Origin of the sequence: Butyricicoccus porcorum (assembly GCF_051246315.1) — a bacterium.
GTDB classification, from domain to species: Bacteria; Bacillota; Clostridia; order Oscillospirales; family Butyricicoccaceae; genus Butyricicoccus_A; species Butyricicoccus_A porcorum.
Window position 1 is genome coordinate 2,044,932 of the sequence record NZ_CP178353.1, and the last position, 26,128, is coordinate 2,071,059.

Here is a 26,128-nt window from a genome sequence, read left to right on the forward strand (position 1 = left end):
CATTCCTCCAGAGTTCAGTATAGTATCCGTTTGCGTGTTCTCAGCTTAAAACTGGTGCAGGAAGCGCACATCGTTTTCATAGAACATACGGATGTCGTTGATCTTGTAGCGGCTCATAACGATGCGCTCCAGACCGATGCCGAAGGCATAGCCGGAATACTCGTCCGGATCAATGCCGCAGACCTCGAGAACCTTCGGATGAACCATGCCGCAGCCGAGGATTTCAATCCAGCCCTCGCCCTTGCAGAGCGGACAGCCCTCGCCGTGGCACTGGAAGCACTGCATATCCATCTCTGCGGACGGCTCGGTGAACGGGAAGTGATGCGGGCGGAAACGGACAACGGTGTCCTCGCCGTACAGCTTCTTTGCGAACATTTCCAGAATGCCCTTCAGGTCGGACATGCGGATGCCCTTGTCGACAACCAGACCCTCGATCTGATGGAACAGGGGGGAATGCGTTGCATCGACAGCATCGGAGCGGAAGACGCGGCCGGGGGCAATGATGCGGATCGGCGGCTTCTTATGCTCCATCGTACGAATCTGAATTGGAGAGGTCTGCGTGCGCAGAACCACGTTGTCGGAAATATAGAAGGTGTCCTGTGTGTCGCGTGCCGGATGATCCTTCGGGATATTCAGCGCTTCAAAGTTATACCAGTCCTTCTCGACCTCCGGGCCTTCGCCGATGGAGAAGCCCATGCCGATGAAGATATCCTTGACCTCGTCGAGCACGGTGCTGATCGGGTGCTTGGTGCCGACGGTGACTTCCTCGCCCGGCATTGTAACGTCAATGGTCTCGCTCTTGAGCTTGGCCTCCAGTGCGATGGCCTCCAGACGCGCCTTGTTTTCTGCCAGACCAGCTTCAATGGATGCGCGAAGGTCGTTGACCAGCTGGCCGAACGCCGGGCGCTCTTCCGGAGCCAGATTGCGCATGTTCTTCATCAGCGCCGTGACCTCGCCCTTTTTGCCGAGGTACTTGACGCGAATGGCGTCGAGCTCACGGGCGTCCTTGCTGGCAGCCATCGCCTGTTCAGCAAGCTCCCGGATAGACTGTAATTTCTCCTTCATCTGTTAAAACAACTCCTTGCGAATTTTATTGCACAAAAAAACCTCCCGCCCCACTTGAGAAAACAGGGACGAAAGGCAAGGGAATGCTTCCGCGGTACCACCCGGATTCCGGCGCACAGCCGGCACTTGGGGATTGGTAACGGGAATCTCCCGCCGGTGCTTTTAGACACCGGAGCTCCCGGGCGAACTTCACCGTACCGTTTCGGCGGACAGCTTTCAGCCGATGGCTGTCCTTCTCTGGTGCCGCAGTGGGCGTCGGTTACTCTTCCCGTTCCTGGCTTTTTTCACGTTGCAATTGAATATACTACTATTTTATATCATATGAGCGTGCAAAAATCAAGTGTATTCTTGACAACAATACCGGAAGATACTATAATATACTGGTCTTAAATAAAAGAAAGGCGTTGAAGAAGAGGAGTACATTCCTGTACAGCCGGCAAAGAGAGGGAACGGTCGGTGTAAGTTCCTGCGGCAGGGGATGGAAGGTCGCTTCTGAGCCGAAGTACCCAAACCGGTTTTCGTTCCGGCGGTAGGTGCTTCCGATTTGCCCCCGTTACGCGGCACAAAGTGCGCACAGGTTTTCTGTGCGAATTTAGGTGGTACCACGGAGCTTTCCCTTCGTCCTGATGATTCCGGACGGAGGGTTTTCTTTTTTATTCCGGTACACCTGCCCTCAGATTTGAATGATATTCTTATAGGAAGGAGGCAATACTCGTGACCAACGAATTGCCAAAGACGTATGATCCCAGCGCCACGGAAGATAAGCTGTACAAAACGTGGGAAGAAAAGGGATATTTCAATGCCGAAGTAGACGAAACCAAAAAACCGTTTACCATTGTTATTCCGCCTCCGAATGTCACCGGTCAGCTGCACATGGGCCATGCATTCGATGAGACATTACAGGATATCCTCATCCGCACCAAGCGTATGCAGGGCTATTCCGCCCTGTGGATGCCGGGCACCGACCATGCGGGCATTGCAACCCAGATTAAGGTAGAGGAAAACCTGCGCAACGAGGAAGGGCTGACTCGTTATGATCTCGGCCGCGAAAAGTTCCTTGAGCGCGTCTGGGACTGGAAAAATCAGTACGGCAACCGCATCATTCAGCAGCTGAAAAAGCTCGGCTCGTCCTGCGACTGGCGCCGTGAACGCTTTACCATGGATGAGGGTTGCTCGAAGGCAGTCAAGGAAGTTTTTGTCAACCTGTATGACAAGGGCCTGATTTACAAGGGCAGCCGTATCATCAACTGGTGTCCGCACTGCGCAACTGCCCTGTCTGACGCAGAGGTAGAGTATGAAACCCAGCCGGGCAAGCTGTGGTATATCAAGTATGATATCAAGGATTCCGAGGAGAGCATCATTGTCGCAACTACCCGTCCGGAGACCTTTATGGGCGATACCGGTGTTGCGGTCAATCCGGACGACGAGCGCTATCAGCACCTGATTGGCAAGAAGGCAATCCTGCCAATTATCGGCCGTGAAATTCCGATTTTTGCCGATGATTATGTCGATAAGGAATTTGGTACCGGCTGCGTCAAAACGACGCCGTGCCATGACCCGAATGACTTTGAAATGGGACAGCGCCACAATCTGGAACAGATTCTGGTGTTCAATGAGGATGCGACTGTCAACGAAAACGGCGGTAAGTATCAGGGAATGGATCGTTACGAATGCCGCAAGGCAGTTCTGGCGGATCTGGAAGCCGAGGGACGTCTGGTCAAGATTGAGGATCACACGCACAACGTCGGCACCTGCTACCGCTGCGGCACGACGGTTGAGCCGATGACCTCCGCGCAGTGGTTCGTCAAGATGGCACCGCTTGCAAAGGAAGCGATCCGTGTCGTTGAAGACGGGGAGATTAAGTTTGTTCCGGAGCGCTTCAGCAAGACGTATATCCGCTGGATGGAAAATGTCCATGACTGGTGCATTTCCCGTCAGCTGTGGTGGGGTCACCGCATCCCGGCATATTACTGTGAGGACTGCGGCGAAATGGTTGTCGCCAAGGAAGATGTCACCGTATGCCCGAAGTGCGGCAGCACGCACATCCGTCAGGAGGAAGATGTACTGGATACCTGGTTCTCCTCTGCACTGTGGCCGTTCTCCACGCTTGGATGGCCGGAAAAGACCAAGGAACTGGAGTACTTCTATCCGACGGATACGCTGGTCACCGGCTATGATATCATCTTCTTCTGGGTTGCCCGCATGATTTTCTCCGGCATGGAGCACATGAAGCAGGTACCGTTTAAAACGGTATATATCCATGGCCTTGTCCGAGACGAGCAGGGCAGAAAGATGTCCAAGTCGCTCGGCAACGGCATTGACCCGCTGAAGGTCATCGACCAGTACGGTGCAGACGCACTGCGCTTCACGCTGGCAACCGGTAACTCGCCCGGAAATGACATGCGCTATTCCAAGGATCGTGTCGAGGCGAGCCGCAACTTCTGCAATAAGATCTGGAATGCATCCCGCTTTATCCAGATGAATCTGACCATCGATAAGGTAGCGTTGCCGAAGACGCTGACGATGGAGGACAAATGGATTCTGTCCAAGTACAATACGCTGGTTCAGGATGTCACGACCAACATTGACAAGTATGAGCTTGGCATTGCCGCACAGAAGCTGAATGATTTTATCTGGGATGTTTTCTGTGACTGGTATATTGAGATCGCAAAGACTCGCCTCCAGAACAAGGAGGACAAGGAGACCTGCGAGAATGTCCAGAATGTCCTGTGCTATGTCCTGTCCGGCTCGATGCAGCTGCTGCATCCGTTCATGCCGTTTATCACGGAGACCATCTGGCTTGCATTGCCGCATGAGGGCGAGACTGTCATGCTGTCCAAGTGGCCGACCTATTCGGAAGAGCTGCACTTCGAGGCAGAGGAAGCACAGATGGAAATCCTCATGGAGAGCATCCGTGCAATCCGCAACCGCCGCGCTGAAATGAATGTTCCGCCGTCCAAGAAGGCCCAGATTTACGTTGTCACCGAAAATGCAGAGCATCAGTCTGTATTTAAGGAAGGCGAAGCTTGTTTCCTCAAGCTGGCGTACTCCAGTGCGCTTAGCATTTCTGATACTGCACCGGCTGACGCGGCAAAGATGGTATCGGTTGTCACCGGCGATGTACAGATGTATATGCCGATGAATGAGCTGATCGACTTTGAGAAGGAAAAAGCACGTCTCAACAAGGAAAAGGCAAAGGCACAGAAGGATCTGTCCTTTATCGAGAAGAAGCTGGGCAATCCGGGATTCCTCAAGAAAGCGCCGGAGCAGGTTGTCGAGGGCGAGCGCACCAAGGCAGCCAAGCTGAAGGAGCAGATCGCCAAGCTGGATGAGAGCCTGGCTGCACTGGACTGAAGCATATGAGCGATTACGAACAGATTTTATCTGCTATTCATGCGCACGGCCGGTTCAGCGGAACACCGTGCCTCGACCGCATTCGCGCATTGCTCGCCGCACTGGGCAATCCGCAGAAAAAACTGAAATTTGTTCACATCGCGGGAACCAACGGAAAAGGCAGCATTGCCGTGCTGACGGCGGCTGCTCTGGAACAGGCCGGTTATCGAACCGGTCTGTTCGTTTCTCCGTTTGTTGTCGATTTCTGTGAACGCATTCGTATAAACGGCACATATATCCCACGGGAAGACCTGTGCCGCATTGCATCGCGCGTCCTCGAGATTGAGCAGTATTTACAGCTGCCGGAAGGGGAGTGTATCGGTGAGTTTGAATTTACCACCGCGTGCGCGATGCTGTATTTCCTCGAACAGGGCTGTGATATTGTCGTGCTGGAGGTTGGACTCGGCGGGCGTTTTGATGCGACCAATGTCATTGACTGCCCGGAGGCCGCTGTTATGGCGCATGTAGCGCTCGATCACATGGCGGTGCTCGGCAATACGGTGGAAGAAATTGCCGCGGATAAAAGCTATATTGTAAAATCCGGCTCGCTGCTCATCAACTATCCGAAGCAGAAGCCGTCGGTCGATCAGGTGCTGAAAAAGCGTTGCTATGACATGTGCGTGCCCTATCTTCCAGCCGCACAGCCGGAAAATATTGCGTGCACGCTGGAGGGCACGGAATGTGTGATTGACGGTCAATCGTTTTGCCTGCGGATGATTGGCAGGCATCAGGCGTATAACGCCGCTACTGCATATACAACTCTGACTGCTCTGCGCGGCAAAGGCTGGAGCATCCCGGACGAGGCGATTTCTGCGGGCTTTGCCAAAGCATGCATGACTGCCCGTCAGGAGATTGTCCGGCGCGAACCGCTGCTGATGATCGATGGCGCACACAATGTCGATGGCGTGACCGCATTGTGCGAAACGCTGGACAGCATGCTGCCCCAGGGCGGCATTTCGCTTGTACTCGGCATGGTCGCAGATAAGCAGTATGAGGCGTGTGTGCGCATGCTGACGCGCCGCGCGGATGCCATTTATACCGTTCAGCCGGACAATCCGCGCGCGCTGTCCAGCCGCCAGCTTGCTTCCACAATCCGTGAATTTTCGCCGTATACCAATGTATTTGACTGCGGTGATATCGGTTCTGCCCTCCGGCGCGCACTCGGATCTGCGCAGGACGATGATGTTGTGATTGTCTGCGGCTCGCTTTATGTCGCAGGAGAAGCAAAAAATGCCCTCAAAGACGGCATTATCTGACAGAAAAAATAGATCGCTTTGACTATAATAGAACTGCCTGAAAACAGGCAGTTCTATTTTTTTTCGGGAGTTGAAAAACAAATGAAATGTTCACACAAGCGGGAGAACTGCGGGATTGTCATCCGCTTTAACGGTGAGTTGGGTCATCACGAAGCGGCACAGTGCGTGGAATATCTCGAGAAAACAATGACCTTGTATGCGACGGAACCAATTTTTCTCGATCTGTCCGGATTGACCTTTATGGACAGCTCTGGTATTGCGGTCGTGCTCGGGGCACAGCGCAATGTGCTTGGGGCAGGTCAGACATTTACTGTTGTCGGCACGCCGCCTACAGCCATGCGTATTTTTCAGGCGAGCGGTATCGTCAGGCGCATACAGTTTATTCCGGAGCTGCCGCATCTGCCGGAGCCGGAGGATGAGGAGGAAGAGCCATGCACAGCGAAATCAACCAGATGAGTATCAAATTCCAAAGTCGTTCCAATAATGAGGCATTTGCGCGGCAGGCAGTTGCAGCCTTTGCCGCGCAGCTCGATCCGACGATTGAGGAGATTAACGATATCAAGACGGCGGTGAGCGAGGCAGTGACAAACTGTATTGTTCATGCGTATCGGGATACACTCGGATACATAACTGTTGCGGCGAAGCTGTATGATGACGGGGAAATCCAGATTGTTGTACGAGATAAGGGCTGTGGCATTGCGGATATTCAGAAGGCGCGCCAGCCGATGTTTACCACCGGCGACGCAGGGCGCTCCGGCATGGGTTTTACCATTATGGAGAGCTTTATGGATCGCCTGCGCGTGCGCTCGCGTGAAGGGGTTGGAACACAGGTCACAATGACCAAACGGATTGCGGCGCGCCTTGGACAGAAATAATGCCGCAGAGCAGCTCCGCCTGATCCGGCGTGCACAAGCAGGGGAGGAAGATGCCTGTGAAACGCTGATTCGGGAAAACAGCGGTCTGATTTGGAGCATTGTCCGTCGCTATGCCGGGCGCGGCGTCGACATGGAGGATTTGTATCAGCTTGGAAGTCTTGGTTTTGTCAAAGCAGTGCAGGGCTTTGACTGTGAGTATGGCACGCGTTTTTCCACTTATGCTGTGCCGAAAATCAGCGGGGAAATCCGGCGTTTTCTGCGCGATAACGGCACAGTCAAGGTCAGCCGCACCATCAAATCACTTGCTATTCGCGTCAATGCCGCACGCGAACAGCTTTCGATGAAGACGGGGCGTGAGCCGACGATTTCCGAGTTATCTGAGCTGCTGGATGCCTCACCGGAAGAGATTGCAGCGTGTGAAAGTGCGCTGGTTCCGACTGACTCGCTCCAGCGGGAAATCGGTGACGACGGCGCGACGCTGGAGCACCTTGTGGGTGACGACGGCATTGAGGAAAAAGTGCTTGAATCTGTCCTGCTGCGCGACAGCATCCACCGTCTGAATGAAAAGGAGCAAAAAGTCATCTTGTTGCGTTATTTCCGCAGCCAGACACAGCAGCAGTGTGCGGCTGCGCTGGGAATTTCACAGGTACAGGTGTCGCGGCTGGAACGGCGCGCGATTGAGCACATGCGGGAGATGATGACGGAGGCATAGCGGCTGTATCAAAAGGCACTGCTGTTGTAGCGAAAAACGACCGGGCAGGATGAGATCTGCCATCACCCCCCTGGTTTTGCGTCTGTTAACAAAAATGACATATTTTGTTTTCATGATCGACATAAAGTTTTCCCGTTTTGTTCACCCAAACACGAGTACAATGCAGTATGATAATACCAGTACAAAACGTTGTACAAACCACATTCTGTATCGCTCTTACAGGCCAGCTGCCCGGCCCGATCATCGGATCAAAAGCGGCAGACAACCTGCCCCATCGGGTTGGGAGTTCCTCTTTTCTTCCAATTCGATTTACTCTTATATTTTTCATATTTTTCCTTTCTAATGCCGCAGCCGTTTCTGGCTGCGGCATTGCTCTGCATAAAAATACTACGTATTTACACGAGTGCTATCAGACAGGATTGCATATGTCACGAAAAAGTGGTATTTTTTCTTCAATCTGTTATCAGACTATTGATTGTCATTCCTAGGACAATCAGAGCGACACCGAGAAAACTCAGTGCAGATGGAGCGGAATCCCCGAGAAGCAGGACACCGCCCAGAAGAGTAAAGATAACCTCTCCGGACTGTGTCGCTTCGATCATGGCGAGCTGTCTGGGATTGTTTTTTACCATATCGGTTGCATGGAAAAACAGATACGTCGCAATTACGCCGGAAAACAGCGCGACAAGAAAAGACTGTATGTTTTGTCCGGCGTTCGGCCATCCGGCCTGACTGTAGGCAACTGCCGAGCAGATCAGCCAGAAGGGCATACTGCACAGGGTCATGCCGAAAATTCTCTGAATCGCAGTGATGTGTGAGGGACAGCCTGCCATTGTCATGCGGTTGCCCAGCGGATAGGAGAAGGCTGCAATCAGAATGGGAGTCAGAACCTTGACAATTGTGCCAGGGTGCGATGTTCCCCAGTGAGAGCCCTGCATGATGAAGATTCCTGCGAGGATCAGAAAGGACATGGCGAGATTTTCAGCGGAATTTTTTGTCCGAACAGTGGTGTCAGCAAAACGCCTGCCACAATGGTAATCTGCCAGGTGGATGCAATCAGCCAGGATTCTCCATAGGAAGAAGCCAGAGACAGGGGGCGTAAAAAGGCCCGAACCCGACGGTACTCCAGAGAATCCAGAAGGCAGGTCTTTGGCGGATTTCATGCAAAATAGCCTTCCACTGATGCTTTTGCCATAGAATAAGGAAAAGCATCGGCAGTGTATAAAGATAGCGCAGGCTTGCGCTCCACATCCAGTAACCGCCACTCAAATCCATGCTCCGATTTAAAATAAAAGTAAAGGCAAAGAAAAATGCCCCGGCAATGCCGGAAAATAATGCTTTTCTCATAGAAACTCCTTTATATGTAAAAAAGTAAAGCCGAAGATTATTTTAGAATATGGGAAAAAGATAGTCAAGCACGGGGATGTGCCGGGCGAGAATGGTTCTTTTTTGTCGTTCATGATTCAGAAACAAATACGTCGTAAAATTGTAAAAAATTTTTCGCAATTCTGTCACCAAAGAAAGGAAAAAATAGTGTATTCTATTACCAGAGTTAAGAAACAAACAAATGAAACACATCTCTCGGCCAGCTGCCCGGCCGGTTTCCTCAGAGAAACAAAAGCGGCAGACAACCAATCCGCTCCATCCAGCTTTGTGCCGGATGTGAATTGACATATTACTCTTATTTCTCTCTCTTTTTCATTTTAATTCCTTTCATTTTATTTAAGCGTACTGAATTTTCCTGATTTTCAGAGAACGCGCCTGAAATACCGTAGCACCGCTGCGGTATTTTTATTTTGGCATCAGGCAGGGAGATACAAAAACAGCTGCCGTATATGTGCGGCAGCTGTCAGTCTTTATGCAGGTTGCGTTTCCTCCCGCATAATACGGAAGGTCTTGCCAAAGATTACCTGGATAATCAGCGGGATGACCATAATAAACCAGATAATCGGTTCAGATACGATGACACCCATATAATCCAGACGCGGGACGAGCAGCACGACAATCAGCACTTTGCCGACCAATTCGATGCTGCTGGACACCAGCGGCGTGACCATGTCGCCCATGCCCTGGAGCGAATTGCGCAGGACAGAAATCACAACGGTGACAAAATAGAAAATGCAGTTGATATGCAGATATTTTGTCGCGGTATTGAGAATTTCCGCAGTTGTGCTGCCGGTTACCATGTAGATCAGCGTTGGCACAATGGAGTAGCATATGACGATGACAATGCCGCACCAGATCCATGAGAGTATGAGTGCGCGCCATATGCCCGCTTTGATGCGCTCGATTTTGCCTGCGCCAAGGTTCTGACTGCAATAGGTAGCCATTGTTGTGGCAAGCACGGAAAATGGCATCATGAACAGCTCAGTCAGCTTGCGCGCCGCTGTGTGCGCGACGATGGTGTTGGCACCGAAGGTATTGATGGCACTTTGCAGTACAACAGAACCGATGTTGACGAGTGACAGCATGAAGCCCATCGAAAGACCGGTGCTGTACATCCAGCTGACCAGATGACGGTCGTGGAACAGACGCATGAAGTCATCGCAGCATGGCACAAGCTCCGGGTAGCGCTTTTTGATGAACAGCAGGCATAGGATAACCGAAATGCCCTGAGCGAGCACCGTGGCAATGGCCGCACCCGGTACACCGCTGTGGAACACACAGATAAACAGCAGGTCGAGGCCGACATTGGAAACTGTGGCAATGACAAGGAAAATCAATGGAGTTACACTGTCGCCCACTGCGCGCAGCGTCGCTGCACAGCCGTTATAGAACACTGTGACCATCATGCCGAGCAGAATGATACGGAAATAGGAAGCGGCCTGTACGAGCAGATAGTCGGGCGTATTGAGGATGCGGAGAAGCGGGGTCAGGAATACGACTGACAGAACGGTGAGAACCGCGACGGTACCGGCGGCGAGCACAATGGTACCTGCGATTGCCTTTTTCATGCTCTTTCGGTCATCTGCACCGAAAAAACGCGCTGTGACGATTGCAAAACCGTTCGTCATTCCCATCAACAGTCCGATTACAAGTGAATTGAGAGAAGAGGTCGCGCCGACCGCCGCCAGTGCTTCCTCGCCAAGGAAGCTGCCGACGATACGCGTATCTGCCAGGCTGTATACCTGCTGAAACAGATTGCTGATGAGCAATGGAATGGCAAATTGCAGAATCAGTCTGGTCGGGTTTCCCTTTGTCATATCCTTCATGGCTGTTTGCATCCTTTGCAAAAAAATAATCTGATGCCCTCGCAGGCACCAGATTATCTTACCACGTTCAAAAGGTCTTTACAATTGCAAATACAACCAAAAAAACGGATGAATTTCGCAAGGAAATCGAGTATATTTCAATTGCCGGAAATGTGCGGTGACAATGCTGTCAAATCGCATTAAATATCGAATCTATGATTTCGGAAATGCGTGTACCCGAAACCGAGCGGTCAGCGCAGGATACATAAATGCGTTTGCGCCGGTTGTACAGCAGACGTGTCTGCTTCTCTTTGTCGCCCTGTAGCAGGGGGCGGGAGGTGTCACGGCTGAGATTCTGGACAATACGATAAAACGGCGTATTCAAATGGATGAGCAGACCGTTCTTTTTGTACTGCTCGACATTTTCCGCGCGGAGAACTGCACCGCCGCCCAGCGCAATGACACAGTCGGTTTTGTCCGCAATTTCATGCGCGCACCGGGTCTCGATATCGCGGAAGCCTTCTTCTCCAACCTCTGCAAAGATATCGGAGATTTTCTTGCCTTCGCGCTCTTCCAGATAATCGTCCATATCGATAAACTCGCATTGCAGCGCCCGCGCCAGTTTGCGGCCAATGGTGGTTTTTCCGCTGCCCATGAAGCCACACAGGACGATATTGCTTTTGCCATAGATTGTCTTGAGGCGTTTTTTTGCCATGTCGCCCGCGAGCAGGCGTAGAATGCGCGTCAGGCTTGCCTGTTCAAACTGCGTACCGAACCAGATGGTCTGGGCATAGGCCGCTTGAAGTACCAGCATCAGCAGGCCATTGCGCGTCTTGGCATTGCCCGGCGCGAGCCGCATGATTGTAGTGAGCGGGGGATTGTAGACTGCATCAAAAACATAAGTTGTGCCGACTGGCAGCTTGTCCAACGGAGTGCCGTCTTCATGCGGATACATGCCGAGCGGTGTGCCGTTGACGACGATTTCAGTAGCACGCGGCAGCTGGGTGGCGGGCATAATGTCGATATCCGCCTCCGGCAGATAACCGCGCAGCTCATTGCGCAGCGCTTTTGCCTTAGCCAGATTGCGCCCGGTAATCAACACTTTGGCGCCTACATTGGCGAGATGATAGGCCATGACACGCGAAACACCGCCATAGCCGCACACGACGGCGATTTTACCCTTTGGATCGATACCGTCAAATTCCAGAGAACCGGAGAAGCCGAGGATGTCGGTATTATAGCCGATGGCTTTGCCGTCCCGGAAATGCACGGTGTTGACACTGCCGAGGTCACGCGCGGCTTCATCAACGGCATCAAGATAGTCGAAAACCGCCTTTTTGTGCGGAATGGTCAGGTTCAGACCGCCGCATTTTTCGCTGGCGATCTGCATGGCCTCCGCGAGATCCTCTGGCGGCACATCGACTGCGAAATAGGTACAATCCTTGCCCGATGCTGCAAACAGCAGTGCGTGCAGTTCCGGCGACATGGTGTGTGCAATCGGGTGCCCGAACAGCGCGAAGGTCGGTTTTTCAGGCTGGTATGCCCGAAATTCTTCCATTGTCAGAATCATAGCTTCGACCTCCTGCCGGATGCTTCGTTGTTTTTCAGGCTATCCAGCGTATCGAAGAACGTCGGATAGGAAATGGCGACACAGGCTGGGTCATCGATGGAGGACGAGCCTTCGCAGGCCAGCGCACACACCGCCATGCTCATTGCAACGCGGTGGTCAGCATAGCTGAGAAAATCCGCGCCGTGGAGCGGCTTGCCGCCACAGATAACCATGCCGTCTTCTGTTTCACGGACATCCGCACCTGTGCGGGACAGTTCCGTTGTCATCGCCGCGATACGGTTGGATTCCTTGACCTTGAGTTCCTGTGCGTCGCGGATGACGGTTTCACCCTCGGCAAATGCGGCTGCAACTGCCAAAACCGGCAGCTCGTCAATCAGCCGCGGGATGATATCGCCGCCGATGACTGTGCCGTGCAGACGGGAGGAACGCACGCGCAGGTCGCAGACCGGCTCGACATCGCCGCGTTCATTCAGACGCTCAATATCTGCCCCCATCGCGTCCAGTGCATCCAGAATGCCGGTGCGCGTCGGATTGACGCCGACATTGCGGATAATAATTTCGCTGTCCGGCAGAATCAGGCCGGCCACGAGAAAATAAGCTGCGGAGGAGATATCGCCGGGAACTTCAACATCGACAGCGCGCAGCGTATCCGGCGGTGTCAGTGTGATGACATTGCCCACAGTCTCCACCTTTGCGCCGAGTCCGCGCAGCATGCGTTCCGTGTGGTCGCGCGAGGCAGCGGGTTCTACTACTGTTGTCTGTCCGTCGGCAAACAGTCCGGCGAGCAGGACTGCAGATTTTAGCTGTGCACTCGCAACCGGCAGCTCATAGCGGATGCCGGAGAGCGGCGCAGGATGAATGGTCAGCGGGCAGAGATTGCCGTCCTTGCCGTCGATATCCGCGCCCATCAGGCGCAGTGGCTTGATGATGCGCCCCATCGGACGTTTCTGAATGGAGGCATCGCCGTTGAGAACAGAGGAAAAGGGCTGTCCGGCGAGGATGCCGCACAGCAGGCGGGTGGTTGTGCCGGAATTGCCGGTGTACAGAAGTTCGGTCGGCGCTTTCAGACCGTGCAGGCCTGCGCCATGCACAACAACCTCTTCATCTGAAACTTCAATGTCAATACCCATCTTGCGAAAGCAGGAGATGGTGGACAGACAGTCCTCACCCATCAAAAAACCGGTGATGTGGGTCGTACCCTCCGCGAGTGCGCCGAGCATAACCGCGCGGTGGGAAATGGATTTGTCTCCCGGCACAGTCACGGTACCGCGCAGTGCGGGGACAGGGGAAAGTGTCAAACTCATTTTGTGCCCTCCTCCTGGCTGACCGGATACGAACCGAGCACACGGACATAGGCGCATTCCTGTGTCAGCTGATAGATCAGCGCACGTGTATCCTGGTCGAGCAGATTTCCATCAAAATCAATATAGAAGCAATAATTCCACGGCATATCCGGAAGCGGACGAGAATGAATTTCCGTCATGTTCAGGCCGTAGTCAGCAAACACGGCGAGCGAACCGTACAGGCTGCCGACGACATGCGGAAGCGTCAGCACAAGGCTGACACGGGTATCACCCGGTTGTGCGGACAGTGTGCGCTGCACTGCAATGAACCGCGTCTGGTTGTAGTCACCGTCGTTGACGCTTGTTTCCAGAATTTCCAGGCCGTATAGCTTCGCCGCAGCCTCGGAGCAGATGGCAGCTTTGGTCGGATCAGCGAGCTGTGCAATTTTATTTGCGGCAACCGCTGTGTTGCTTTCCTCCAGCAGCATGTAGCCGTGCTTCTTGATGTACTGCTGGCACTGGCGGAGCGCCTGTGGATGGGAATACACCTCTTTTACACTATCAAGGGTAGTACCTTTACATCCGGCGATACAGTGCCGGATTACCTTGACATGCGAATGAGAAATATACAAACCATACTGCTGGAGTAAATCATATATTTCGTTGACAGTTCCTGCCGTCGAGTTTTCGACCGGAACGACGCCAGCATCAGCTTCGCCGTTTACCACAGCGCGAAAAACGTCCTCCCATGATTCCATGGGGCGTCTTTCTGCGTTCGGGAACAATTCCGAGCAGGCCATATCCTGATAGGATGCGGGAAGTCCGCCGTAATAAACCATCTTCGGGTCGGTAATGCGCGGCTGGATGTCCAGCTTGAGCCGTTCCGGCTCGGCCTCCAGCATGCGGAAGTACTGGTGCTTGCGGCTGACGCGCGTTGTGGTGCGAAGCAGGGAGGAATACTCCAGCTTGAGCTCATCCGGAATGTCCTTCAGCATCGTGTCCAGCAGCTCAGTTTCTCTCGATGGAACGAGCACTTGTCCGCCGTTCGCCATTTTATAATCGGAAACTTCCTCCGCACATTTCATGCGCTTGAGGAACAGCTTTAGAATTTCGTGGTCAATCGCGTTGATATCACGGCGAATGTCTTCAATCTTGCGCATATCCGTAGGCCTCCAAATACAAATCGGTCATGGCAACCGCGACGGCTGCTTCGACAACAGGTGCGGCACGCGTGACGATACACGGGTCGTGCCGTCCCTTGATGACCAGAGGTTCCACCTTGCCGTCCGCCAGATTGAGCGTCATCTGCTCACGGGAGATGGACGGCGTCGGCTTAATCGCTGCGCGTACAACTATTGGCATGCCGCTTGTGATGCCGCCCAGAATACCGCCATTGTTGTTGGTTTCGGTTTTGACCACACCGTCTTCGAGAATCATGCGGTCATTTGCCTCTGAACCGTGCATGGCGGAAATGGAGAAGCCTGCGCCAAATTCTACGCCCTTGACCGCCGGAACAGCGAACAAAAGGGAAGAGATGCGGCCCTCAGCCGGACACAGCATCGGAGAGCCCAGACCGGCGGGAACGCCGATGACGGCGCATTCAATGATACCGCCGAGCGAATCCAGCGCTTCGCGCGCCTGATCGATTTGATCGAGCATCGCCTGCTGTGCACGCGGATTGATGATTGGATACTGCTGTGTGCGCAGGGTTTCCAGCTGTTCTGCCGGAATGCATACGTCATCAAACGGCGTGTCCATAATCTGACCGATGGAAGCGATATGTGAGCCAACTGCCATCCCCTTCGAGCGCAGGAACAGCTTGCACATGGCACCCGCGAATACGAGCGGGGCAGTCAGGCGTCCGGAAAAATGTCCGCCGCCGCGCGGGTCGTTGCAGCCATGGAAGCGAATGCGTCCGGTGTAGTCCGCATGACCGGGGCGCGGATGGTCGATCAAATTGCGATAATCACCCGAACGGGTATCGGTATTTTCAATGACACACGAAATTGGTGTACCAGTGGTTTTTCCCTCAAATACGCCGGAAAGGACCTTCGGCAGGTCCTTTTCACGGCGCGCCGTGGACTGACGGTTTTTGCCCGGTGCACGGCGATCCATTTCCGACAGAATAAATTCCTCGTCATAGGCTACGCCGGCTGGAAAGCCGTCGAGTACGCAGCCAATGCCGCCGCCATGTGATTCGCCGAAAATGGTCAGTTTGAAATTATTTCCCCAAACAGAACCCATAGTTCCTCCTTACAGCGCTGTGATGAGCTGGTGCAGCTGCTCCAGCGGGATTTTATGAATAACAGCCTTGCCGAGCGGATGTACCAGAATGAAGTTCATGGTGTCCGCCGTGCGCTTTTTATCGTGCAGCAGAGCGGTGTAGATGTCCTCTGTCGGATATGGGAGCTCAGTCGGCAGGTCGTGTGCCTTGCAAGCGGCAACAATCTGTTCGGTCAGGTCGGCTTCGCCCAGCGCAGCGCCCAGCTTTGCGGCCTGTACCATGCCGATGGCAACTGCCTGACCGTGTGACAGCTCGGTGAAATGACCGACCTTCTCTGCCGCATGGCCAATGGTATGACCGAAATTCAGAATCATACGCAGACCGGTGTCGTGTTCGTCCTGCTGAACGACGTCGCGTTTGATGCGCACCGATTCGTATACAATCTGTTCCATATTCGACTTGAAGTCCGGCTCTGCAATCAGTTCGAGAATCGTCGGATTGGAAATACAGCCATATTTGATGACCTCTGCCATGCCGTCGTTAAAAATGCGCTCTGGCAGGGAAGTCAGAATGTCTGTGTCAATCATGACCAGCTCCGGCTGATAAAACGCGCCGACAAGGTTTTTGCCCTGCGGCAGGTCGACACCGGTCTTGCCGCCGACAGAGGAATCAACCTGCGACAGCAGCGTGGTCGGAATCTGGCAGACATGAATGCCGCGCAGATAGGTTGCCGCAGCAAAGCCGGTGATATCGCCGACGACACCGCCGCCCAGTGCAATGACAAGGTCGGAACGGGTCAGCTCGGCTTTACTCATGTCGGCATAAATGCCTGCAACAGTATCGAGGTTTTTGTATTCTTCACCTGCGGGAATGACAGTCGTCGTGATATTCAGCGGGAACTCCGCACACAGCTCCTTGAGATAGAGCGGTGCAACATTGGAGTCCGTGACGACATGAATGCGTGCGGGCTTGAATTTTTCTGCAACGCGCTTGGCAGTCTGTTGGAACACACCTGCGCCGATATAGATATCAGATGTGCTGGTAGAGCCCTGAAGGGAAAGATGATACATTGTTTTGCCTCCTGCTTAGATTTCGCGGCCGATTGCACCGGCAACCGCACGAATCTTGCCCATTGTGCGAGCGAAGTGCTCATAGGTCAGCGACTGTGCGCCGTCGGACAGCGCGTGCGCCGGATCGTTGTGCACTTCGATAATGAGGCCGTCTGCGCCTGCGGCGATGGCAGACATTGCCAGCGGCTCTACCATCCAGTAGATACCTGCGGCATGCGACGGATCGACCACAACCGGCAGATGGCTCAGGCGCTTGAGTGCCGGAACTGCGCTGATATCCAGCGTGTTTCTCGTGTAGGTTTCATAGGTACGGATGCCGCGTTCGCACAGGATAACCTGCTCATTGCCGCCCGCCATGATGTACTCGGCGGACATCAGGAACTCCTCCAGCGTGTTGGCGAAGCCGCGCTTCAGCAGAACCGGTGTACGGGTCTTACCCAGTTCCTTGAGCAGCTCAAAGTTCTGCATATTGCGCGCGCCGACCTGATAGCAGTCGACCTTGCCCTCGAACAGCTCGATATGAGCCGGATTGGTAATTTCCGTGACAATCGGCAGACCGGTCTTTTCCTTCGCCTTGCACAGCAGTTCGAGACCCTGTGCCTTCATGCCCTGGAAAGAGTACGGGGAGGAACGCGGCTTCCACGCACCGCCGCGCAGAATCGCTGCACCCTGACGCTGGACTTCTGCGGCGATCTCGCAGATCTGCGGCTCGCTCTCGACGGAGCACGGGCCGGCCATGACGACCAGCTTATTGCCGCCGACCTTGACGCCGTTGATATCGACAACGGTATTTTCCGGATGCATCTGACGGTTTGCGAGCTTGAACGGCTCCTGTACCTTCATGACGCGGTCAACCCACTGGTTGAGCATCAGGGTATCCTTATCAACCGCAGAGGTATCGCCGACAAGACCAAGGATTGTGGTTTCTTCACCGACAATCGGATTTACACTGACATGAAAATGCTCAATCCAACCAGTAAGCCGTTCAACTTCGTCCTTCGGGCAACCTTTTTTCAATACAACGATCATGATACATTTCTCCTTGAAACAGATATTTCCCGGCTGAACACAGCAAGAAAAGTAAGCATAAAAAAAGTCCTTCCTCCCGCATCGCAAGGGACGAAAGACAAACATTCCGTGGTACCACCCAAATTCGGCACTTATGCCGCACTTTATTCAAATACGGGGCCGGGAAGCCCGATATTCTAGCCCGGTAACGGGGGCAGCCGTCTGCACCTACTGTAGTTCAGCGCAAAAGCTCGGGAGGGAACTTCAATTCGTCCGGCTCAAAGCCCGCTTTCAGTCTGTGGCGTGCTATCCCTGGTGAGCCGATGCGGATTTACTTTTCTCCGTCATCGCAGTGCTGTTATCAAAATTTGTATACAGTATAACGCAACGGGAATAGAATGTCAAGAAAAATTTAGGGAGATAAAGTGAACCGTGGAGGAACGGGGCGCAGTTCATTATACCATATCTGCAAAAACCAACAACAAATACCGGATTTTGCTCCTGCGCAGCTACCACTTTTTGCTGATTTCTTTTGCAAAATTTGCCGCAAGCTCTTGACAGCAGGGGAGAATCGTCATATAATAGGAATCGTAATATTTGAAAAATGTGATGAACGGGTAAAGTAACTGTCAGCCGTCTTCAGAGAGCTGCCGTGTGGTGCAAGGCAGTGGCGTTCAGCAGCGAAACTCACCCGGGAACAGTCCGCTGAACCAGGCTCTGCCCTGATTAGGTTGGAACGGATTTCCCACCGTTACAGGGGAAGCGCATTGCTGGATGCGTTGAGCGGTCGCTTATTTATGTAACAATGGCGGCAAGTAGAGTGGTACCGCGGAAGTTTGCTTTCGTCTCTGTTTCCAAATTTATTTGGCGAGATGAAGGCTTTTTTTATGCCTGTCCCGTCCACTTCTTTGAACCAGTAATTTTTAATTATTTTTGGAGGATAAAGTCATGTCAAAGCAGATCAGAATTTTTGACACCACCCTCAGAGACGGCGAACAGTCTCCCGGATGCAGCATGAACCTCAGCGAAAAGATTGAGGTTGCCCGCCAGCTGGAAACGCTGGGCGTCGATATCATCGAAGCAGGCTTCGCAATTGCGTCGCCGGGCGATGCGGCAGCCATTGCTACCATTGCCAATACCGTTAAGAATTCCACCGTTTGCTCGCTTGCGCGCTGTGTGGAAAAGGACATCGATGTTGCGTACAGCTCGGTCAAGGATGCGGTTGATCCGCGTATCCATGTATTCCTTGCAACCTCTCCGGTTCATATGGAGTATAAGCTGAAGATGAAGCCGGAAGAGGTACTCGAGAGCGTTGCACATCACGTTGCATACACCACAAAGCTGCTGTCCAATGTCGAGTTCTCCGCAGAGGATGCAACCCGTTCCGACTGGGATTTCCTGTGCCGCGTTGTTGATGTCGCAATCAAGAACGGCGCTACCACCATCAATATTCCGGATACCACCGGCTATCTGACTCCGGACGAGTATGCGAACCTGATCCGTTACATCCGTGAGCACGTTGACGGCACGGAAAATATTATTCTGTCCTGCCATAACCACAATGACCTCGGCATGGGCGTTGCAAACTCTCTGGCAGGCATTCAGGCGGGCATCGGTCAGGTTGAATGTACCATCAACGGCATCGGCGAGCGTGCGGGCAATGCATCCCTCGAGGAAATTGTCATGGCGCTCAAGACCCGCAAGGACTTCTTCGACGCGGATACCCGCATCGATACCACGCAGATCTATCGTTCCAGCCGCATGATCCAGACCATCACCGGCGTTCCGGTTGCACCGACCAAGCCGATTGTCGGCGCGAATGCGTTCGCACATGAGTCCGGCATCCATCAGCATGGCGTACTGAACAACAAGAGCACCTACGAGATCATGACACCGGAATCCGTCGGTATCCCGCAGAATGCCATTGTCCTTGGCAAGCATTCCGGCAGACATGCTTTTGAGGCACGCCTGAAGGATCTCGGTTATACGCTGTCCAAGGAGAAAATCGACAAGGCATTTGCCAAGTTCAAGGTACTGGCTGATAAGAAAAAGGTCATCAAGGATCGTGACCTCGAAGCACTCATCGGCGTGGTTCCGGTTTCCGGCCCGGTTCGTTATACCCTCAAGCAGTATGTCATCAACAGCGGCAACACCATCAGCACCACTGCTGTTGTCAAGATGACCAAGGGTGACGAGGAGTTCGAGCGCGCTGCACTGAGCGATGGCCCGATCAATGCTTCTTATGCTGCGATCAATAAGATTACCGGCCTGAAGATTGAGCTTCAGGACTACTCGCTGCGTGCACTGACCGATGGACAGGATGCACAGAGTGAAGCTGTCGTCAAGATGACATTCGACGGCAGCGAGGATGAGGTCGTTACCGGCCGCGGCGTATCTGTCGATATCGTAGAGGCTTCTATCAAGGCATACATCAACGGCATCAACAAGTATCTCAACAGCTAATTGCACTGCATATCTGCCTGCCCGCGCAGGGCAGGCAGATTTTTATGAAAAGAGGAGGTAATTTCTCATGGCAATGACTATGACACAGAAAATTCTCGCCAGTCATGCGGGGCTGGAAAGCGTAACCGCAGGTCAGCTGATCGAGGCAAATCTCGACCTGACACTGGCGAATGATATTACCGGCCCGGTTGCCATCCGTGAGATGGAAAAGGCTGGATTTGACAAGGTGTTTGATCGCAACAAGGTTGCGCTCGTTATGGATCATTTCGCACCGAACAAAGACATCAAGTCCGCAGAGCAGTGCCTGACCTGCCGCAATTTCGCAGGCAAGCACGAGGTCGTCAATTTCTTCGATGTCGGACAGATGGGCATTGAACATGCCCTGCTGCCGGAAAAAGGCCTGGTCGGCCCGGGCGAACTGATTATCGGCGCGGACTCCCATACCTGTACATATGGTGCACTGGGTGCATTTTCCACCGGCGTCGGTTCCACAGACCTCGCGGCAGGCATGGCAACCGGCAAGGCATGGTTCAAGGTTCCGTCTGCCATCAAATTCAATCTGATCGGCTCTCTGCCGAAGTATGTTTCCGGCAAGGATGTTATCCTGCACATTATTGGCAAGATTGGCGTCGACGGCGCACTGTACCGTTCGATGGAATTCACCGGTGAAGGCGTTGCTTCGCTGTCGATGGATGACCGCTTCACGATCTGCAATATGGCGATCGAGGCGGGCGCAAAGAACGGCATTTTCCCGGTTGACGAGAAGACTATGGAATACATCGAAGGCCGCGTCAACCGTCCGGTTATCAGATATGAAGCAGATCCGGATGCGGTTTATGATGAGACCTATGATATTGATCTGTCTGCACTGCGCCCGACGGTTGCCTGCCCGCACCTGCCGGAGAACACAAAGACGATTGATGAGCTCGGCAAGATTGAAATTCAGCAGGCTGTCATCGGTTCCTGCACCAACGGCCGCATTCAGGATATGCGCGAAGCCGCTGCGATTCTGAAGGGCAAGAAGGTCAAGAAGAACGTCCGCACGATTGTCATTCCGGCAACACAGGAGATTTATCTCCAGTGCATCCGCGAAGGTCTCGCAGAAATCTTCGTTGAGGCAGGTGCGATTCTTTCCACACCGACCTGCGGCCCGTGCCTCGGCGGACATATGGGCATTCTGGCACACGGTGAGCGTGCAATTTCTACGACCAACCGCAACTTTGTCGGCCGTATGGGTCATGTTTCTTCGGAAATCTATCTGGCAAGCCCGGCGGTAGCTGCTGCATCCGCAATCACCGGCTATATTACCGACCCGGCAGACGTCGCAGAATAAAGGAGGAACAGTCATGAAAGCAAGAGGTTCTGTTTTTAAATATGGCGATAACGTCGATACCGACGTTATCATTCCGGCTCGTTATCTGAACATTGCCGATCCGGTTGAACTGGCAACTCACTGCATGGAGGATATCGACACCGAATTCGTCAAGAACGTCAAGAAGGGCGACATTATGGTTGCAACCAAGAATTTCGGCTGCGGCTCTTCCCGTGAGCATGCACCGCAGGTTATCCGTGACAATGGTATTTCCTGCGTTATCGCATCGTCCTTTGCGCGTATTTTCTACCGCAGCTCCATCAACATCGGCCTGCCGATCATGGAGAGTGAAGAAGCTGCGAATGCCATCAGTGCAGGCGATGAGGTAGAGGTCGATTTCGATACCGGCATCATCACGGATATCACTACGGGCGAGCAGTTCCAGGCAGCGGCATTCCCGCCGTTCTTACAGAATATTATCCGTGCAGGCGGTTTACTCAAGAGCCTGAAGGAAAGAGAGGGTTAATCGATGCAGTACAATATTGCAGTCATCAAGGGCGACGGCATCGGCCCGGAAATCGTAACAGAGGCCATGAAGGCACTTGAGGTTGTCGGTGAAAAGTTCGGTCATACCTTCCAGTTTACCGAGTGCTATGCGGGCGGCAACGCCATTGACAAGTACGGCATTCCGCTGCCGCAGGAGACACTGGATATCTGCAAGGCGTCTGATTCCGTCCTGCTGGGTGCTGTCGGTGGCCCGAAGTGGGACAGCGTTCCGTCGGATAAGCGTCCGGAGCGCGCACTGCTCGGTCTGCGTTCGGGTCTGGGCCTGTTTGTTAACCTGCGCCCGGCACAGATGCACGCAGCACTGGCAGAGGCTTGCCCGATCAAACCGGAGATCATCGGTGATGGCTTTGACATCCTGGTCTGCCGCGAGCTGACCGGCGACGTTTATTTCGGCAAGCGCGGCCGCAGAGAGAGCGAACTGGGTGAAACCGGCTGGGATGACATGAACTATTCTGTCACCGAGGTCGAGCGCATCGGTCGCCGTGGTTTCGATATGGCAATGAAGCGCGGCAAGAAGCTGGTTTCCGTAGATAAGGCAAATGTACTGGAAACCTCCCGCGTATGGCGTGAAACAATGCACAAGCTGCGCGAGGAGTATCCAGAGGTCGAATATCAGGATATGTATGTCGACAATGCGGCGATGCAGCTGGTTCGCAATCCGGGGCAGTTTGACGTCATTGTGACCGGAAATCTGTTCGGCGACATTCTGTCAGATGAAGCGAGCATGATTACCGGCTCGATTGGCATGCTGCCGTCTGCTTCTATCGGCGAGAGCAAGCTGGGCATGTACGAGCCAATTCATGGCTCTGCACCGGACATTGCAGGCAAGGGCATTGCAAACCCGATTGCAACTATCCTGTCCTGTGCAATGATGCTGCGCTATTCGTTCGGTCTGGGCGAGGAAGCTGACTGCATCGAAGCAGCCGTTGAAAAGGCACTGAACGATGGACACCGCACTGCGGATATCGCCAAGGAAGGTGAGAAGGTGCTGTCTACCTCCGAGATGGGCGCGATTATCTGCGCAAATATCAGAGGTTAATTTCGGAAAAAACGATAAAAAGATCCGGGCTGTCAGCGGCGAAGCCGACGGCCCGGATTTTGTTATGTATGCGGGTTGAGATACTGCCCGTGTTTTTGCGTGTTTTTTCCGTACTGGATCGCAAAGTGTGGACAGCGGTGCAGGCAGCCGAGGCACATGGCACACCTGTCTGTTGTCCAGACCGGCGTTCCGTTTTCGAGTCGGATTGCGTCTGCCGGACAGTTCTGTTCGCACAGGCCACAACCAATACAGGACGATTCTACGGTAAAATGGCTGGTTTTCCGCATATAATCGTAGTATTTTTCAAAAATTGGAATGAGAAACCGCGGTACTCTGGATTTTAAATAATTTCCACCGGTATAATGCCGGGCTCTCTGGATGATGCGGTCAATCTGTGGCTCTGCGCGGTCATTGATCTGCTGCACCTTTTCTTTGTCTGACAGGTCAAACATCGGTGTCCAGGTATCCGGCATCTTCACGCCGAAACGGGCGTCAAATTTTCGACCCGTGCGCGCGTACAGCTGCTGGTTTGCTGTATAGCCGATGGTACCCGGTGTCGTACCAAACGTCGCAACAAAGTAAAAATATGCACTTCCGTTTGTATGCAGCTCCATGCGCTGCATAAATTCCTGGGCTACAGACGGAAGTCCCCATGCATATGTGGGAAATACAAATCCAACCCGTTCGTCTGTCTGGATTTCAAATGAAAGCCTGCCATTTTTCAGACAGTCGACAATGGAAACGATTTCACTGTCCAGTGCACGTGCGAGTCGATTTGCGACATATTTTGAGTTTCCGGTTGCCGAAAAATAAAAGATCACGTAAATTCCCTTCCTTCGTTCAGCGAGTGATAGCCGGACATTCGCTGTCTGCAAAAATCATACACCATGCGCTGCTGTTTTGTAAAGACAGGAAGTTGCTTTACAGATATTCCTGTCGGATCCGTTCCAATATGGCGACATCTGCCGGGCAGAATGGATACCGGTCGATTTCCTGCGGCGTGATCCACTGAAGCGCGTTGTGTTCCAGCAGCTGCGGTGTGCCTGCGGCAATGCGCGCATGGAACAGCGTCAGGTGTACCGTGAGGTCGGGATACTGATGTGTGACGTCCATAAAGACATCGCCGACGGAAACGGTGATGCCGAGTTCTTCGCGGCATTCGCGCACCAGTGCCTGCTGCCCGGTTTCACCAGGCTCGATCTTTCCGCCGACAAATTCCCACAGCAGACCGCGCGCCTTGTGCGGCGGGCGCTGGCAGATCAGGAACCGATCTGCATCCCAGAGGAGCGCCGCGACCACTTCAGTCGTTTTCAGAATCTGAATGGCCTGCCGGTATGTTTCGACTCGTTGTCGATCCTGCCCGGTGATGTGTTCGAGCCGAGACAGATCACTGTTGTGTGCGAGATCAGCAAGCTTTACAGCGACTGCAATGGGATTGTCACGCAGCGTGCGAATGTAGTCCAGATAGGCAACAGAAGGGTCGTGCGTCAGCTGGCGCACGGCTTCAATGGCTTCCGGCAGGAAGCCGTTTTCCCTCAGGTCATCCAGCGTGAGCGGGGTATCCTCCACGGTGTCATGCAGCAGAGCGGCCACTGTGGACACCTCATCGGTCATCTGTTCCGCGACATGGAGAACATGGTGGATATAGGGCAGGCCACTCCGATCTGTTTGTTCATGATGTGCGGTATAGGCGAGCTTCATCGCCCGTCTGGTTTGTTCTGTGTAAATCATGGCTTATTTCCCTTTGATCTGAATGGAAACCATTCCGTCGTTGTCGATGGCGAGGGAAAGAGATTTGATATATTTTTCATAGAACTGGTGCTTTTCCGTTTCCGACATGACAGCACGGGTGGAGCGGTACATTTCGTCCATCATCTGGTTGACATTCAGGTCGATATGTGCGGCAAGGTAGCGTTTCATTTCGGTCAGCAGAGCGGTCAGCTTGATATCCTTGCCCATGCCGGAATAGAAATCGTCGATATAACAGTAGAAAATGCCGTTTTCATCCAGCGCTTCTTTGAGCTTTTCACTGCACTTTTCATGTTCCACCATGACGAGATAGCGCGCTTCCGGTAAGGTGGAAATCAGACTCCAGTAATCTGAATCGCTTGCGACCAACACAAATGAGTCGACATGGTTGGCATAAAACTCACGGCAGACGCCGACGGTCAGATGCGTATCGACCAGCGATTTGTCATCCTTGAGGCGCTTAACCTCAATGCGTTCAATCGGGATTTCTGTGTGTTCTGCGAGCACCTGCCAGGCAGTGGAGGTATGTACATCGTCAAACAGCATGATTTTGCTGATCTTATCGCGCAGCTCATCTTCCAGATTGTTCAGTGTTGCACACAGATCATATGGATCTGAATTTTCGCAGTCGACAGCAATGACTGTGTTCTGACTTTCCTCAAGAAAACGGAAAATATTGGTTTTAACTGAATGATCGACGTTGGAAACACGGTTGAAATCGGTGAATTCGTCTTCATGCCATTTGTACAGCAGCGATGTGAATTTTTTGTCGTTAAACAGGATATTACCATCACTCGGAAAGAACACCCAGTTGAGATAGACCTGATACGGATAATTGCCTTTTTCAGCGTAATACAGGTCGGAAGCTGCCTTCGTCCCGTCTTCTTTCAGTCCATTGGGCATGATAAAAATATCGCGCACATAATTCCAGTCGAGCCAGAGCGGAAATAGATTTTTACAGTTATTGATTCGATCAGAAATATTTTTATTGATGTCTACAATATATTGCGCGAGCCGTGCGTTTTTCTTTAAAATATGGATGCCGCAGGCGCTCAGCTCGGTCAGACAGGACATGGGAATGTATTCATCCAGCGAAGTCAACAGGCGGAAATTATGGTACATTTCGTGATTGATCTTTTTAAAATTGCGGATAATTGCTGTGCGCAGCATGCATAAATTACGAATAATACAGGCGTTTTTATTATATTTCAGTTTGTCATATATTTCCAATTGCGGCGGCTCATGCTCATTTTCAAAGGTATGCTGCGGGACGCCAATTAAAAAAGCTATGGTAGAAATGAGTGTATAGGTATTGGTTGTGCTTTTTGTACAGAAATAAGTTGGTTTTTCC

General features: G+C 52.9%; 20 protein-coding genes, 1 pseudogene and 4 other annotated features. Of the genes and pseudogenes, 9 read left to right on the forward strand and 12 right to left on the reverse strand.

All coding sequences use genetic code 11. The features are described 5' to 3' along the window. Nucleotides 1-45: 45 nt before the first annotated feature. Complete coding sequence (gene pheS / locus ACLM7Z_RS10125; RefSeq protein WP_087021760.1) at nt 46-1,065, reverse strand: phenylalanine--tRNA ligase subunit alpha; 1,020 nt, start codon at nt 1,063-1,065, stop codon at nt 46-48. A gap of 61 nt (nt 1,066-1,126) precedes the next feature. Further along, nucleotides 1,127-1,350: a binding site (T-box leader), on the reverse strand. A 110-nt stretch (nt 1,351-1,460) separates the two neighbouring features. Next, nucleotides 1,461-1,694, forward strand: a binding site (T-box leader). 85 nt (nt 1,695-1,779) lie between these two features. On the opposite strand from pheS, the gene ACLM7Z_RS10130 reads away from it, so the two are divergent. From ACLM7Z_RS10130 to ACLM7Z_RS10150, 5 genes are all read left to right on the forward strand, one after another. Next, nucleotides 1,780-4,419 (forward strand): valine--tRNA ligase, encoded by a 2,640-nt coding sequence (locus ACLM7Z_RS10130; protein ID WP_087021757.1) that lies wholly within the window; start codon nt 1,780-1,782, stop codon nt 4,417-4,419. 5 nt (nt 4,420-4,424) lie between these two features. Continuing rightward, a complete protein-coding gene (locus ACLM7Z_RS10135; protein WP_087021754.1) occupies nt 4,425-5,714 on the forward strand; it encodes a bifunctional folylpolyglutamate synthase/dihydrofolate synthase in 1,290 nt (429 codons plus the stop codon). Between the two features lie 81 nt (nt 5,715-5,795). Next, nucleotides 5,796-6,170 carry an anti-sigma factor antagonist gene (locus tag ACLM7Z_RS10140; protein WP_087021751.1) on the forward strand — a complete coding sequence of 125 codons (375 nt, stop codon included), beginning with the start codon at nt 5,796-5,798 and terminating at the stop codon, nt 6,168-6,170. After that, entirely contained in the window at nt 6,146-6,589 is a 444-nt protein-coding gene (spoIIAB, locus tag ACLM7Z_RS10145; RefSeq protein ID WP_435644982.1) for an anti-sigma F factor, read from the forward strand. Before ACLM7Z_RS10140 ends, spoIIAB begins: the two co-directional genes overlap by 25 nt. Next, nucleotides 6,576-7,301, forward strand: coding sequence for a SigB/SigF/SigG family RNA polymerase sigma factor (locus tag ACLM7Z_RS10150; RefSeq protein ID WP_435644983.1), 726 nt, complete (start codon nt 6,576-6,578; stop codon nt 7,299-7,301). The genes spoIIAB and ACLM7Z_RS10150 overlap by 14 nt, the downstream gene beginning before the upstream one ends. Nucleotides 7,302-7,753: 452 nt before the next feature. Here the strand turns inward: ACLM7Z_RS10150 and ACLM7Z_RS10155 are convergent. The 8 genes and pseudogenes from ACLM7Z_RS10155 to aroF all read right to left on the reverse strand — a co-directional run bounded on the left by ACLM7Z_RS10155 (nt 7,754) and on the right by aroF (nt 17,668). Further along, nucleotides 7,754-8,648, reverse strand: a pseudogene (locus ACLM7Z_RS10155) (DMT family transporter). Between the two features lie 509 nt (nt 8,649-9,157). Then, nucleotides 9,158-10,513: an MATE family efflux transporter gene (locus tag ACLM7Z_RS10160; RefSeq protein WP_273350511.1), complete on the reverse strand. Its 1,356-nt coding sequence runs from the start codon at nt 10,511-10,513 to the stop codon at nt 9,158-9,160. A gap of 169 nt (nt 10,514-10,682) precedes the next feature. Beyond that, nucleotides 10,683-12,062 carry a shikimate kinase gene (locus tag ACLM7Z_RS10165; protein WP_087021743.1) on the reverse strand — a complete coding sequence of 460 codons (1,380 nt, stop codon included), beginning with the start codon at nt 12,060-12,062 and terminating at the stop codon, nt 10,683-10,685. Beyond that, nucleotides 12,059-13,366, reverse strand: a complete 1,308-nt coding sequence (gene aroA, locus ACLM7Z_RS10170) for a 3-phosphoshikimate 1-carboxyvinyltransferase (protein ID WP_087021740.1) — start codon at nt 13,364-13,366, stop codon at nt 12,059-12,061. Before aroA ends, ACLM7Z_RS10165 begins: the two co-directional genes overlap by 4 nt. Further along, nucleotides 13,363-14,505 (reverse strand): prephenate dehydratase, encoded by a 1,143-nt coding sequence (gene pheA / locus ACLM7Z_RS10175; RefSeq protein ID WP_087021737.1) that lies wholly within the window; start codon nt 14,503-14,505, stop codon nt 13,363-13,365. The genes aroA and pheA overlap by 4 nt, the downstream gene beginning before the upstream one ends. Then, complete coding sequence (gene aroC, locus ACLM7Z_RS10180; protein WP_087021734.1) at nt 14,492-15,589, reverse strand: chorismate synthase; 1,098 nt, start codon at nt 15,587-15,589, stop codon at nt 14,492-14,494. The genes pheA and aroC overlap by 14 nt, the downstream gene beginning before the upstream one ends. 9 nt (nt 15,590-15,598) lie before the next feature. Beyond that, nucleotides 15,599-16,639 (reverse strand): 3-dehydroquinate synthase, encoded by a 1,041-nt coding sequence (gene aroB / locus ACLM7Z_RS10185; RefSeq protein ID WP_087021732.1) that lies wholly within the window; start codon nt 16,637-16,639, stop codon nt 15,599-15,601. Nucleotides 16,640-16,654: 15 nt separating this feature from the next. After that, complete coding sequence (aroF, locus tag ACLM7Z_RS10190; protein WP_087021729.1) at nt 16,655-17,668, reverse strand: 3-deoxy-7-phosphoheptulonate synthase; 1,014 nt, start codon at nt 17,666-17,668, stop codon at nt 16,655-16,657. 83 nt (nt 17,669-17,751) lie between these two features. After that, nucleotides 17,752-18,004 (reverse strand) — a binding site (T-box leader). 243 nt (nt 18,005-18,247) lie between these two features. Beyond that, nucleotides 18,248-18,500 (forward strand) — a binding site (T-box leader). A 95-nt stretch (nt 18,501-18,595) separates the two neighbouring features. Between aroF and ACLM7Z_RS10195 the strand changes: the two genes are divergently transcribed. The 4 genes from ACLM7Z_RS10195 to leuB all read left to right on the forward strand — a co-directional run bounded on the left by ACLM7Z_RS10195 (nt 18,596) and on the right by leuB (nt 23,028). After that, nucleotides 18,596-20,110, forward strand: a complete 1,515-nt coding sequence (locus ACLM7Z_RS10195; protein ID WP_087021726.1) for a 2-isopropylmalate synthase — start codon at nt 18,596-18,598, stop codon at nt 20,108-20,110. A 67-nt stretch (nt 20,111-20,177) separates the two neighbouring features. After that, the gene (leuC, locus tag ACLM7Z_RS10200; protein WP_087021723.1) at nt 20,178-21,443 is read left to right on the forward strand and encodes a 3-isopropylmalate dehydratase large subunit; all 1,266 of its coding nucleotides are present in this window, start codon (nt 20,178-20,180) and stop codon (nt 21,441-21,443) included. 13 nt (nt 21,444-21,456) lie between these two features. Beyond that, nucleotides 21,457-21,948 carry a 3-isopropylmalate dehydratase small subunit gene (leuD, locus tag ACLM7Z_RS10205; protein ID WP_087021720.1) on the forward strand — a complete coding sequence of 164 codons (492 nt, stop codon included), beginning with the start codon at nt 21,457-21,459 and terminating at the stop codon, nt 21,946-21,948. A gap of 3 nt (nt 21,949-21,951) precedes the next feature. Next, the gene (gene leuB / locus ACLM7Z_RS10210) at nt 21,952-23,028 is read left to right on the forward strand and encodes a 3-isopropylmalate dehydrogenase (protein WP_087021717.1); all 1,077 of its coding nucleotides are present in this window, start codon (nt 21,952-21,954) and stop codon (nt 23,026-23,028) included. A 62-nt stretch (nt 23,029-23,090) separates the two neighbouring features. Here the strand turns inward: leuB and ACLM7Z_RS10215 are convergent, their stop codons facing one another. The 3 genes from ACLM7Z_RS10215 to ACLM7Z_RS10225 form a co-directional block, all read right to left on the reverse strand. Next, the gene (locus tag ACLM7Z_RS10215) at nt 23,091-23,849 is read right to left on the reverse strand and encodes an EFR1 family ferrodoxin (RefSeq protein ID WP_087021716.1); all 759 of its coding nucleotides are present in this window, start codon (nt 23,847-23,849) and stop codon (nt 23,091-23,093) included. 100 nt (nt 23,850-23,949) lie between these two features. Further along, on the reverse strand, nt 23,950-24,759 hold the full coding sequence (locus ACLM7Z_RS10220) for a (deoxy)nucleoside triphosphate pyrophosphohydrolase (RefSeq protein WP_087021715.1): 810 nt from the start codon (nt 24,757-24,759) through the stop codon (nt 23,950-23,952). Between the two features lie 3 nt (nt 24,760-24,762). After that, the gene (locus ACLM7Z_RS10225) at nt 24,763-26,007 is read right to left on the reverse strand and encodes an NYN domain-containing protein (RefSeq protein WP_435644984.1); all 1,245 of its coding nucleotides are present in this window, start codon (nt 26,005-26,007) and stop codon (nt 24,763-24,765) included. Between the last annotated feature and the right edge of the window lie 121 nt (nt 26,008-26,128).